Source organism: Brevibacterium sp. Lmc1, from assembly GCF_057654315.1.
Genome location: NZ_CM172803.1, coordinates 1,049,420 through 1,061,792, shown reverse-complemented (window position 1 = coordinate 1,061,792; position 12,373 = coordinate 1,049,420). Strand labels below are relative to the sequence as shown.

Sequence of the window (12,373 nt, the reverse complement as noted above, 5' to 3'; positions counted from 1 at the left end):
GTTGTCGGCGAGTGTCATCGAGTTTTGTCCCTGGCCGACATCGACTTCTGATCAGGTCATCGAGATAGAACTCGATGCGCTGATCAGAAGTCGATGACTCACCTGCGGCCGGAAGCGTGTGGGGCCGGCTGGCGACCGCAGCGACCGCCGGAAGCGCGGCTACTTCTTCGCGTAGTAGCGGCCGAGGACCTCGGTTTCGAGCTCGTCGAAGCGGCCGTCGATCATCGCCTGGCGGATCTCGGCGACGAGCGAGACGACGAAGTGCTCGTTGTGGATGGTGCACAGGGTGGAGAAGAGCATCTCCTTCGCCTTGTACAGGTGCCGCAGGTACGCACGCGAGTAGTTCTGGCACGTATAGCACGTGCAGTCGGGATCGAGCGGGCCGAAATCGCGGCGGTACTTCGCGCCGGTGAGGTTGTACCGGCCGTCGCGGGTGTAGATCGCGGCGTTGCGGGCCACGCGGGAGGGCGAGACGCAGTCGAAGGTGTCCGCGCCGGTCTTGATCGCTTCGAACAGGTCGTCGGGTTCGGAGATGCCGAGCAGGTGCCGCGGCTTGTTCTCCGGCAGCTCCTCGCACACCCAGCGGATGATGATGCCGAGGTTCTCCTTCTCCAGTGCCCCGCCGATGCCGTAGCCGTCGAAGTCCATCGCGCCCAGGTCGCGGGCGGCCTTACGCCGCAGATCCTCGTACTGCGCGCCCTGCAGCACCCCGAACAGTGCCTGGTAGGGCCGATGCGACCGCTCCTCGGTGAGGCGGAAGTGCTCTTCGATGCAGCGGATCGCCCACAGCCGGGTCCGCTCGAGCGATTCCTCCTGGTAGCCGCGGGTGTTCACCAGAGTGGTCAGCTCATCGAAGGCGAACATGATGTCGGCGCCGAGTTCGTGCTGCACCCGCATCGAGATCTCCGGGGTGAACCGGTGCATCGATCCGTCGAGGTGGGACTTGAACGTGACCCCGTCATCGTCGACGTTCGACAGCCGTTCCTTTCCGACGGCGACGAGTTCGTCGTTCTGCTCCCCCGTCGACTCCATCGAGATGACCTTCTTGAACCCCGAGCCGAGACTCATCACTTGGAACCCGCCGGAGTCGGTGAAGGTGGGTCCGGGCCAGTTCATGAATTTCCCCAGCCCGCCGGCCTCGTCGATGAGGTCCGATCCCGGCTGCAGGTAGAGGTGGTAGGCGTTCGAGAGCACCGCCTGACCGCCGAGTTCGGCGACCTCGTCGGGGCGCACGGCCTTGACCGTGGCCTTCGTGCCGACGGGAATGAATGCGGGGGTCTGGATGTCGCCGTGCGGGGTGCGGATGACTCCGGTGCGTCCGCCCGTGTCCATGCGGGTGCCCACCTCGAAGCCGAACTGCGATCGGTCGTTGATGGGGGCGGTCTCGGATGCTGCCGGAGTTTCGTCTGTAGTCACCAGACAAGCTTAACTAAGTCCATGACGTTCACCCAGATGCTCACTCTCGCCGAGGAGGCCGCCCCCATCGTCATCGACGGCGGGCTGGGCAGTGCCGCCGAGGATCGCGGCATCGACCTCGACCACGCACTGTGGTCGGCCGAGCTCATCCGCCGTGACCCCGACACCCCGCGCGCCGTGCACACCGCCTTCGCGAACGCCGGAGCCCGGATACTCACGACCGCGAGCTACCAGGCGACGCCGCTCGGGTTCGCCGCGGCGGGAATCAGCGCCGAGGAGGGCAGCCGGATCATCGGCCACAGCGTGCGCATCGCGCGCACTGCGGCAGATCGCAGTGCCGCACCAGGCACAAGTATCCTCGTCGCCGGGTCTGTCGGCCCGTATGGTGCGGCGCTCGGCGACGGCGCCGAGTACACGGGAAGCTATCACCGGAGTCCTGAGGATTACACCGCCTTCCATCGTCCGCGCATCGAAGCCCTCGCCGAGGCGGGTGCGGACCTGCTCGCCATCGAAACCCAACCGCGCCTCGATGAGATCCGCGCCCTCATCGCTCTGACCGAGGACATCGGCCTTCCGGCTTGGGTGACCGTGACTCTACAGGGCACCACGGACACGACCGCGCCGACCATGCCCGACGGCAGCACCCTGGCGGACCTCGCCGAGGTGGTGGCCGCCTCGGCGAGCGTGTATGCGATCGGGGTCAACTGCGTTCGCCCGTCCCTCGTGACCCCGGCGCTGAGCGAACTGTCCAAGCACACAGACCTGCCGCTCATCGCCTACCCGAACTCGGGCGAAACCTACGACGCGGACACTCTGACGTGGCACGACGGCGCGGAGCCCGGCGTCGGGTCGTGGCCGGTGGCGGAGTGGACCCACCTCGGCGCACGGATCATCGGCGGCTGCTGCCGGGTCCGTCCCGACGACATCGCAGAGCTGTCGGAGCGGACCAGCCGCTGACGCGATCCCTCACCCCTGAGCGCCGACGAGCTCCGGATAGTACTTCTCGGCGACGTTCGGGTGGGAGCGCAGTCGGGAGAGGAAGGCGTTCTCCCCATACACGGCGTGGAGGGCATCGCGTTCGTCGTCGGTGACGCCGCGAGCGTCGGCGGCGAGTTCGGCAGGCAGCTCGACCTCTGGCAGGCGGGCGCTGAGCGCCGGGTTATAGAAGAATGGGATGGAGATGCGGTCCTGGCCGGGACCGGTCGGCAGGACCCGGTGGACGGTGGCCTTGAGGTAGCCGTTCGTGGCGACTTCGAGGAGTTTGCCGATGTTGACGACGAAGGTGTTCTCGATCGGATCCGCATCGATCCAACCGTCGTCAGTGAGCACCTGCAGACCGGTGGTGCCCGGCCGCGGGTAGAGCAGGGTCAGGGTGCCGCCGTCGCGGTGCTCGCCCACCCCCTGGGTCACGGACTCGGACTCGGCTTCGGGATAGCGAACGATCTTGATGAAGGATTCGGCATCCTCGGCGAACGCGTCGGCGAAATGATCGCCGGGCTGGCCGAGGCTGAGCGCCCACTGTTCGAGGAGGCGTGCACCGACCTCGCTCAGCTGCGCATGCCAGGAGTCCGTGGCCTCCCGCAGCTCGGGCAGCGATTCCGGGTACTGGTTGGGTCCGGTGAGATGGTCGAAGTCGTTGACCGGTTCGGCCACGGGTGCGCGTTCGGGGCCGATGTCGATCTGCTCGCGCCAATCCACGCGGCCCTGGGTGCGTTCGCCGCCGGTGCGGGTGTAGCCGCGGAAGTGCGGGGAGTTCGTGTTCTCGATCGCGAGCTTCTCGTCCTCGGGCAGTGCGAAGAAGTTCTGGGCGACATCGATGATGCGGCTGAATTCGGCGTCGGGGATGCCGTGGCCGGTGAGGTAGAAGAAGCCGATCTCGTGAGTGACGCGACGCAGGTCCTCGCGGAACTGTTCGGCGGTCGCGGGGTCATCGGCGAGGCTGAGGTCGAGAACGGGCAGCTGGGTGAGCGTCATGGGGATTCCTCTCTTTTCCCAGCACCTTAGGCCGCGCCCTGACGGGGCCGGCCGCGACCGGTCACAGTCGGTCGCGAACCGTCACATTCCGAGACATGAAGAGGAGAATCAGCCGAGCATCTTGCCCGGGTTGAGGATCCCCAACGGATCCACCGCCGCCTTGATCGACGTCTGCAGCGCCCGCGCACCCGCATCGAGTTCGCGCACCAGCCAGTCCTTCTTCAGATACCCGACCCCATGCTCACCCGTGATCGTCCCACCCAGATCGAGACCCAGCTGCATGATCTCAGCGAACGTCTCCTTCGCCTCGGCCACACTCGCCTCATCCTGGGCATCGAAGAGCACACTCGGATGCATATTCCCATCCCCGGCATGCCCGGCCGTGGACACCTCCACCGAATGCCGGGCCGCGATCTCGTCCAACCTGGCGAAGAACTCGCCGAGGCGGGACCGGGGAACGCACACATCATCGATGAGCTCTCCCCCGCCAAGCCCCGACACGTACTTCTCCATCGCCGGAGACACAGCCCGACGAGCCGCGACCAGCATCTCCGAATCCGCCGGATCATCGGAGAAGAACACCTCATCGGCACCCTGCGCTCTGGCGATCGCCTCGAACGATTGCAGCTCGGTCACACCGGCCTGCCCCGGAGCATCCGACTGCACCAACAACAGCGCACCGGCCCCGTCGGGCAGCCCGAAATCACCATAGGCATTGATCATGCCCACGGTGCCTCCGTCCATGAGCTCGAGCATCGACGGGGCCGCCCCGGAGGCCATGAACTCAGAGACCGTATGCCCGGCCGATTCCAAGTCCGGGAAGATCCCGACACCGGTCACCGGCGGAGTCAACAGAGGTCTGAGCCCGAGGGTGATCTCGACGATGACTCCCAGAGTCCCCTCGGACCCGACGAACAGACCCGCCAGATCGAGACCGGCCACACCCTTCGCCGTCTGCCGACCCAACCGGGTCACTGTCCCATCGGCGAGGACCACGGTCAGACCGCGCACGTAGTCTCGCGTCACCCCGTATTTCACACAGCACATGCCGCCGGCGTTCGTCGCGACGTTCCCGCCGATCGTGGAGATCGCCACCGACCCCGGATCCGGCGGATACGACAGACCATGTTCCGCCAGCGCGGTCTTGAGGTCTTGGTTGATGACACCGGGCTGGACACGGCAGGTCTGGTTCACCTCGTCGATGTCGACGATCGCGTTCAGCTTCGCGACGTTGAGCAGGAGCGCCCCGTCGGTGGCGTTCGCCGCCCCCGACAAACCCGTCCTGGCACCCTGAGTGACCACCGGGATCCGATGCGCGGTGGCGAAGCGCATCACCGCGACCACATCATCGACGTCGGCAGCTCGCACGAGCGCCGAGGCGGTCCCCACCGGACAGAACAGGGCCTTATCCGACGAATAGGACTCGATGACATCCCGATCGGTGACCAGGGCGCCCGCGCTCAGCTCGGCCGCAAGTCCGTCCAGGTCCGTGCCCACCGTCGTCTCCGCACTCATCGTCACAGCGACGCGGCGACCTTGAGCACGCGCTCGAGAGCTTCATCGGGTCCGATGCTCACACGCACACCGCCCTGCAGACGACGCACGGCCACGGCCTGCTTCGCGCACTCACCTTCGAAGGCGACGGCCGCCTCGGGGTCGAGCGCGATCCACACATAGTTGCCCTGAGCATCGGGCACGGACAGACCCAGCTCCCGCAGATCGTGAGCGAACCGGTCGCGCACCGCGGCGACTTCCTTGGCGCGCACGGCCACCTCGTCGACGCGAGCCAGGGATTCCCGGGCGGCGGCCTGGGCACCGGCGGTGACGGAGAACGGGGCGATGACCTGGCGCATCGCCGAGGCGATCTCGGCGTCGGCGATGCCGTAGCCCACGCGCAGACCTGCCAGGCCGTGCGCCTTCGAGAAGGTGCGGGCGAGCACGAGATTCGGGTGCTTGGCGCGAGCGGCGAGGGAGTCGGCCGCCTCGGTGGCGAATTCGAGGTACGCCTCGTCGAGGACGACGATGACGGACTCGGGCACCTCGGCGAGGAATCCCTCGAGTTCGGCATCGGTGATCGTCGGACCGGTCGGATTGTTCGGCGAGCACAGCAGCACGAGGCGGGTCGTGTCATCGATCGCCGCGGCCAGCCCGGCGAAGTCGTGTCGACCGTCTTCCAGGAGGTCGACGGGGCGCTTCTCCGCGCCCCGCGCCGAGGCGAGGATCGGGTACATCTCGAACGACGGCCACGGATAGACCACGGACGTGCCCGCTTCGAGGGTGATGTTCGTCAGCGCCGTGAGGACCTCGGAGGCCCCGGCGCCGGGGACCACCTCGGCGGGTTCGACATCGAGGTGGGAGGCGATATCGGCCACGAGCGCGGCTGCGGTGGGATCGGGGTAGTTCCCCGGAATCGCCGAGGCGGATGCCGCCGATTCGACGACACCCGGCAGCGGCGGCAGGTGGTTCTCGTTCGACGACAGTTTGTACGGGGTCAGGCCGGGGGATGCGACGGGAGGCTTGCCGGGAACGTAGGGAGGGAATTCGGCGAGCGCGTCACGGAGCTGGAAACGTTTGGACATGTGCCCATAGTTGCATATCTTGTGGCGGGCAACACAGACTGTCTTGCCAAAGCGTCCGAATGGTCGGATAAAGGCGAGCAGGGCGGACGTCCATCCGCTGTGAGAATGCTCTCGCGACGCTTCGTTCCCTCCTCCCGGGTTACAGGTGGGCCGATGCCGGAGAGTACCCTGAGAGACGAATACATGTAGTCAGAGACGAGGAATGAGAGTCCAAATGCCCTCACCGCAGGAAAAAGTCGACGTCGTCTTGATCGGCGGCGGCATCATGAGCGCCACTCTGGGCGCCATGCTGACCGAACTTCAGCCCGATTGGGACATCCGTGTCTACGAGAAGCTCGACTATGTGGCAACGGAGAGCTCCGACCCCTGGAACAACGCCGGCACCGGCCACGCCGCACTCTGCGAACTCAACTACACCCCCGAGGACTCCAACGGTCAGATCGACCTGGAGAAGGCCTCGAACATCAACCAGCAGTTCCACCACTCGCGCCAGTACTGGTCGCACCTCGTCGACACCGGTGTCATCACCGATCCGACGACCTTCATCAATCCCATCGCCCACGTCAGCTACGGACGCGGCGACAAGGGACGTGACTACATCAAGAACCGCTACGAGACGATGGTGCGCAATCCGCTGTTCGCGGACATGGAATACACCGAGGACGCGGACACTCAGGCCGAATGGCTGCCGCTGATGTTCTCCGGCCGTGGTCCCGGTCAGGTCAACGGCATCTCGCGCATCAAGCAGGGCACCGACGTCGACTTCGGCTCTCTGTCGTCTCAGCTGCTCAGCTACGTCGCCGCCAAGGGCGCGACCGTGCGCACCAGCCACCAGGTCACCGACCTCGACCGTTCCTCCGACGGCTGGACTCTCACCGTGAAGGATCTGCTCTCGCACGAGACCCACCAGGTGGGCGCGAAGTTCGTCTTCGTCGGCGCCGGCGGCGGTGCACTGCCGCTGCTGCAGAAGTCCGGCATCCCGGAGGGACGCGGCTACGGCGGCTTCCCGGTCTCCGGCTACTTCCTGCGCACCGCGAACCAGGATCTCGTCGCCCGCCACCAGGCGAAGGTGTACGGCCAGGCCGCTCAGGATGCTCCCCCGATGTCGGTGCCGCACCTCGACACCCGTGTCGTCGACGGCCAGGACTACCTGATGTTCGGCCCCTACGCCGGCTTCTCGCCGAAGTTCCTCAAGAAGGGCCGCTTCACCGATCTGCCGCTGTCCGTGCGCGGAAACAACATCGGCACGATGCTCAATGTCGCCAAGGACAACACGGATCTTGTCACGTACCTCCTCGGTGAGCTCGCCGCAACGAAGAAAGCCCGCTTCGAGGCCCTGCAGACCTTCATCCCCTCCGTCGACCCCGCCGACTGGGAACTCATCCAGGCCGGTCAGCGCGTGCAGGTGATGAAGAAGGATCCGAAGAAGGGCGGCGTCCTCCAGTTCGGCACCGAGCTCATCTCGTCCGCCGACGGTTCGCTGGCGACCCTGCTCGGTGCTTCACCGGGTGCCTCGACCGCGGTGCCGATCATGATCGAACTGCTCAAGACCTGCTTCCCGCGCGAGTTCGCGGGCTGGGAGAAGAGCTTCAAGGACATGATCCCCTCGCTCGGCCGCGACCTCGTCGATGACGAGACGCTGCTCAAGGAGGTCTCCGAGTACACCTCGCGGACCCTGCAGCTCATCTGAGTGGACTGACGCCCTCAGCCGACTGACATACAGGAGAAGCGGCTGGCCGGAATCCTTTCCGGCCAGCCGCTTCTTACGTTCCCTCAGGAGTTCGGAGCGTCGAGAACCTCAGAGCTCGACCTGGCGGTTGACGTCCTTGTACAGCAGGTAGCGGAAGCGTCCGGGCCCTCCGGCATAGCAGGCCTGCGGGCAGAAGGCGCGCATGGAGATGAAGTCGCCCTCCTGCACCTCGACCCAGTCGCCGTTGAGACGGTAGACGGCCTTGCCCTCGAGCACGTAGAGGCCGTGCTCCATCTCATGCGTCTCCGCGAACGGGATGACCGCTCCGGCCTCGAAGGTGACGATGTTGACGTGCATGTCGTAGGCGAGGTCGTCCGGGTCGAGCGGACGGGTCGTGCGCCAGCGTCCGTCGGTTCCGGGCATCGGCGACGGTTCGACATCGGCCTCGTTGCCGAACTTCGCCTCAGGGGTCAGCCCCGCCACGGGCTGGTAGCGTTTGCGCACCCAGTGGAAGCGGGCCGCCTCGGTGCCGGTGGACGTCGCCGACCACGTCGATCCGGCGGGCAGGAACGCGAACCCACCCGGAGTCAGCGTGTGCGCGGTGCCCTCATGGGTGACCTCGAGCGTTCCGGCCATGACGAAGAGGAACCCTTCGACCTCGGGCTGCGGTTCCGGCGCCTGCGAGCCGCCGCCGGGTGCGACTTCGAGGATCGTCTGCGAGAACGTCACCGCTCCCCCGGCCACGGGCTTGCTCAGCACCCACGACCGGGTCCCGGTCCACTCGGGCAGATTCGAAGTGACGATATCGCGCATCACTCCGCGCGGGATGACCGTATAGGCCTCGGTGACGAGGGCACGGTCGGTGAGCAGATCGGACTGCGGCGGGTGGCCGCCGGTCGGGGCCCAGTAGGTGTACGGGTCGGTCGTCGTCATGGGCGGGGTCTCCTTCGGTCGGTGGTCGGTGGTCGGTGGGCTCAGTCGAGCGAGCCGGTGCGGGCGAGCTGCCCGAGCTGGGTGAGGCTGAGGTTCGTCCGCGAGGTCACGAACTCCTCGGTGTGGGCTCCGCAGACGAGCCCTCGGTCGAGGTAGCGGGCGAGCGCCTTCGCGGTCGCGGGTTCGTCGAGGACCGTCGAATCCGCCTTGAACACGTAGTCGTGCAGGCGCTGCGCCGCCCGTGGCCCGCCTTCGCGGTAGAAGGCGAAGGTCGCCAGGAACCTGGTCGGCAGCTGGTGCGGGTGCAGATCCCAGCCCTGGTAGATCCCTCGTTTGAGGTGGCGGCGGACGAGGCCGGCGTGCAGCGCCCACGCGTGGTGGACCTCTGCGGGTTCGCCGAGCGGGAGGATGTTCGTCGACCCGTCGGAGAGGTGGACTCCGGTGCCGGCGACGGCGAGCATCATCTGGTTCTTCGCGAAATCCGCGACCGGATGGTCCATCGCCTGGTAGGCCGCAGCCACTCCCATCGACGCCGAATAGTCATAGGTTCCGTAGTGCAGCGAAGTCACGCGCCCGGCCCCGGCCTGCAGCGCCGTCGCCAGCGGCACGGTGCCATCGGCGGCGAGGACGAGCTGCGGGGTCTCGACTTGGATCTCGAAGGTGATAGTCCCTTCACCGAGGCTGTGCTCGGCTTCCAGCGCTCGCGCGGCGAGCACCATCGCCCGGACCTGATCGACGGTGCTGACCTTCGGGAGGGTGAGCACGAGATTCTCCGGCAGGCTGCCGCCTGCCTTGATGAGTTCGGAGAGGAACAGGTCGAGAGTGCGCAGACCGCGTTCCCGGGTCGCTGACTCCATGCATTTGAACCGGATGCCGACGAAGCCGGGGGCTGCCTTCTCCGCGCGGCCGGCCACCGCATCGCGGGCGGCCTGGATGACCCACCGATCCTCGGTCTCATCCCCCTGGTCGCCGAACCCGTCTTCGAAGTCCAGACGCAGGTCCTCGATCGGCTCACGTTCGAGTTTCGCGGTGACCGCCTCGGCGAGGAGTTCGGCCTCCCGGGCCACCTGGTGGATGCTGGGCACCTGACCGGGGATCGCGGGACCGGATTCCTTCCGGGCGGCGGTGATGACGCGTTCGGCCAGCTGCAGCATTCCGCCGTGGGCCTCGACGCATTCGAGCGCCTGCTGCCCCCACTGGTACGGCAGGTCGGCACTCGTGCGGTGTCCGGGCACGTACACGGTGTGCACTGGCTGGCGGACGTCGCGATCACCGGGGTACGCGGTCGCCAGTAGCTCGTCCGTGTCTCCCAGCAGTGAGTCGATATCGGCGAGTGTTGATCGTTCCACTTTCACATTCTCTTTCTCTGCATGGGGTTCGACGGCGAGGCGGCGATGCCTGACCTGGCCTCATTGTCTCTCATTCTCCGTCCCCAGGCACGCAAGGCTCTCTGGGGTTTCAGGACGAGACCCGGGCGACCGCCTCGGCGACCTTCTTCGCGACTTCGGGATCGAACACGGAGGGGATGACGTAGCCGGGGTGGAGTTCGTCCTCGGGGATGCACGAGGCGATGGCATCGGCGGCGGCGACCATGATGTTCTCATCCACGTCGCGGGCTTCGGCGTCGAGGAGTCCGCGGAAGATTCCCGGGAACGCGAGCACATTGTTGATCTGGTTCGGGAAATCGCTGCGGCCGGTGGCCACGACGGCTGCGTGTTTCGCCGCCTCGGCGGGGTCCACCTCGGGGTCGGGATTGGCCATGGCGAAGACCAGCGCGTCCTTGTTCATCGCCGCGATATCGTCACCGTCGAGCACATTCGGGGCGGAGACGCCGATGAACGCGTCGGCGCCGACGACGGCTTCCTTGAGGGTGCCGGAGAAGCCCTCGGGGTTCGTATTCGCCTGCAGCCACTTCTTGTGGTCGGTGTCGACCGTCGAGTCCGGGCCGATCGCCCCGTCGCGGCCGCAGGCGATGATGTTCGCGGCACCGGCGACCTGGAGGAGGCGGATGATGGCGTTGCCGGCCGCGCCGACTCCGGAGACGACGATGCGCAGGTCCTCGATCTTCTTGTCGACGACCTTGAGCGCGTTCTTCAGCGCGGCGAGGGTGACGACGCCGGTGCCGTGCTGGTCATCGTGGAAGACGGGGATGTCGAGTTCCTCGCGCAGCCGGGCCTCGATCTCGAAGCAGCGCGGGGCAGCGATGTCTTCGAGGTTGATTCCGCCGTAGGCCGGTGCGATGGCCTTGCAGATGGAGATGATCTCCTCGGTGTCCTTCGTGTCGAGGGCCACCGGCCAGGCGTCGACATCGGCGAACTGCTTGAACAGCACGGCCTTGCCCTCCATCACCGGCATGGCCGCTTCGGGGCCGATATCGCCGAGGCCGAGCACCGCGGTCCCGTCGGTGACCACGGCGACGGTGTTGCGTTTGATCGTCAGCCGACGTGCATCCTCTTTGTTCTCAGCGATCGCCTTGCACACACGGGCCACACCCGGGGTGTAGGCGCGGGAGAGGTCGTCGCGGTTGCGCAGGGGCACCTTCGGGGTGGATTCGAGCTTGCCGCCGAGGTGGAGCAGGAAGGTCCGGTCCGACACCTTGTGGACGTCGACTCCGGGCAGGGCACCCAGCGCATCGGAGACTTCGTCGGCATGGGCGACGTCGCGGGTATCGGCGCTGACGTCGATGATGACCGAGGGCGGAGTGGACTCGACGACGTCGAGGGCGGTGACTGACGCGCCGGCGGCGGCGGCCGCGGCGACGAGGTCGGAGGTCGAGGCCTGACCGACCTGGGTGCCGACGCGCAGAGTGATGGAGTATCCGGGGCTGGTGGCGACCATGGGCAATATCCTCCTTGATATCGAGTTTCCGTATTATGGATAATAACTTTTGCCTAGTGGAAATACTAGACGGTGTCAGTGGATTCGGAAAGTTTCTTCCATTTCGGGACTAGACTGAACGGAGTTTCACTGCCGAGACTCACCACAGATTAAGGAACATCGATGAGCAGCAAGGACACCCCGGCGATCCGCCAGTCCAAGGGCGGCGTGCAGTCCGTCGAACGCGCGTTCGGACTGCTTGAGTGCATCGCTAACTCCGCAGGATCGGCGACGCTGAGCCATATCGCCGCGGACGTCAATCTGCCCCTGCCGACGATCCATCGTCTGCTCAACACCCTGGTCAACCTCGGTGTGGTCCGTCAGCTGCCCGACCGCGGCTATGCGCTCGGGCCCGGGCTGGTGCGACTCGGCGATATCGCCGGCTCCCAGCTCGGTGCCGTCGCCCGCCCTTATCTGCGCGAGCTCGTCGCCGAGCTCGGGGAGTCGGCGAATGTGGCGACGATGGACGGAGACATGGTGGTCTACGTCGATCAGGTCGCCTCCGAACGCCAGATGAGGATGTTCACCGAGGTGGGACGCCGTGCCCATATGCATGCCACCGGGGTCGGCAAGGCCATTCTCGCGGGGCTCGAGTCCGAGCAGGTCCGGCATATCGCCGCCACCGCCGGCATGCCCACCCCCACGGAATACAGCATCGGGACGATCGAAGACCTCGAGGCCGAGCTGGGCCGCATCCGTGAGCGCGGCTATGCCATCGACGAGCAGGAGCAGGAGCTCGGCGTGCGCTGCTTCGCCATGGCTATCCCGGACTCCCCCGCTCCTTTGGCGATCTCCGTATCGGGTCCGATCAGCCGCGTCGACCAGTCGTTCGCCGATCGCGCCGTGCCCCTGCTCAAAGACGCGGCCGCCCGCATCTCCGCAGAGATGCAGAGCGGCCGCTGAC

General features: G+C 66.5%; 10 protein-coding genes. 3 read left to right on the top strand and 7 right to left on the bottom strand.

Annotated elements, in window-relative coordinates:
* Nucleotides 1–159 precede the first annotated feature (159 nt).
* A complete protein-coding gene (tgt, locus tag AC239G_RS04520) occupies nt 160–1,416 on the bottom strand; it encodes a tRNA guanosine(34) transglycosylase Tgt (protein ID WP_139469329.1) in 1,257 nt (418 codons plus the stop codon).
* A gap of 21 nt (nt 1,417–1,437) precedes the next feature.
* Here tgt and mmuM point away from each other — a divergent pair, with 21 nt between their 5' ends.
* A complete protein-coding gene (gene mmuM / locus AC239G_RS04515; protein WP_487489895.1) occupies nt 1,438–2,373 on the top strand; it encodes a homocysteine S-methyltransferase in 936 nt (311 codons plus the stop codon).
* Nucleotides 2,374–2,382: 9 nt separating this feature from the next.
* Here the strand turns inward: mmuM and AC239G_RS04510 are convergent, their stop codons facing one another.
* From AC239G_RS04510 to AC239G_RS04500, 3 genes are all read right to left on the bottom strand, one after another.
* Nucleotides 2,383–3,390 (bottom strand): isopenicillin N synthase family dioxygenase, encoded by a 1,008-nt coding sequence (locus tag AC239G_RS04510; protein ID WP_487489894.1) that lies wholly within the window; start codon nt 3,388–3,390, stop codon nt 2,383–2,385.
* 108 nt (nt 3,391–3,498) lie between these two features.
* A complete protein-coding gene (locus tag AC239G_RS04505) occupies nt 3,499–4,905 on the bottom strand; it encodes an FAD-binding oxidoreductase (RefSeq protein ID WP_487490104.1) in 1,407 nt (468 codons plus the stop codon).
* 2 nt (nt 4,906–4,907) lie between these two features.
* Nucleotides 4,908–5,969 carry a pyridoxal phosphate-dependent aminotransferase gene (locus tag AC239G_RS04500; protein ID WP_139469326.1) on the bottom strand — a complete coding sequence of 354 codons (1,062 nt, stop codon included), beginning with the start codon at nt 5,967–5,969 and terminating at the stop codon, nt 4,908–4,910.
* Nucleotides 5,970–6,183: 214 nt separating this feature from the next.
* Between AC239G_RS04500 and AC239G_RS04495 the strand changes: the two genes are divergently transcribed.
* On the top strand, nt 6,184–7,659 hold the full coding sequence (locus AC239G_RS04495) for a malate:quinone oxidoreductase (protein WP_139469324.1): 1,476 nt from the start codon (nt 6,184–6,186) through the stop codon (nt 7,657–7,659).
* A gap of 108 nt (nt 7,660–7,767) precedes the next feature.
* Here the strand turns inward: AC239G_RS04495 and AC239G_RS04490 are convergent, their stop codons facing one another.
* The 3 genes from AC239G_RS04490 to AC239G_RS04480 form a co-directional block, all read right to left on the bottom strand.
* Nucleotides 7,768–8,592 carry a bifunctional allantoicase/(S)-ureidoglycine aminohydrolase gene (locus AC239G_RS04490; protein WP_139469323.1) on the bottom strand — a complete coding sequence of 275 codons (825 nt, stop codon included), beginning with the start codon at nt 8,590–8,592 and terminating at the stop codon, nt 7,768–7,770.
* A 41-nt stretch (nt 8,593–8,633) separates the two neighbouring features.
* Nucleotides 8,634–9,941 (bottom strand): DUF6986 family protein, encoded by a 1,308-nt coding sequence (locus AC239G_RS04485; RefSeq protein WP_139469321.1) that lies wholly within the window; start codon nt 9,939–9,941, stop codon nt 8,634–8,636.
* Nucleotides 9,942–10,050: 109 nt separating this feature from the next.
* The gene (locus tag AC239G_RS04480) at nt 10,051–11,430 is read right to left on the bottom strand and encodes an NAD-dependent malic enzyme (protein WP_487489893.1); all 1,380 of its coding nucleotides are present in this window, start codon (nt 11,428–11,430) and stop codon (nt 10,051–10,053) included.
* Between the two features lie 162 nt (nt 11,431–11,592).
* Here AC239G_RS04480 and AC239G_RS04475 point away from each other — a divergent pair, with 162 nt between their 5' ends.
* Nucleotides 11,593–12,372 carry an IclR family transcriptional regulator gene (locus AC239G_RS04475; protein ID WP_139907129.1) on the top strand — a complete coding sequence of 260 codons (780 nt, stop codon included), beginning with the start codon at nt 11,593–11,595 and terminating at the stop codon, nt 12,370–12,372.
* Nucleotide 12,373: the final 1 nt, after the last annotated feature.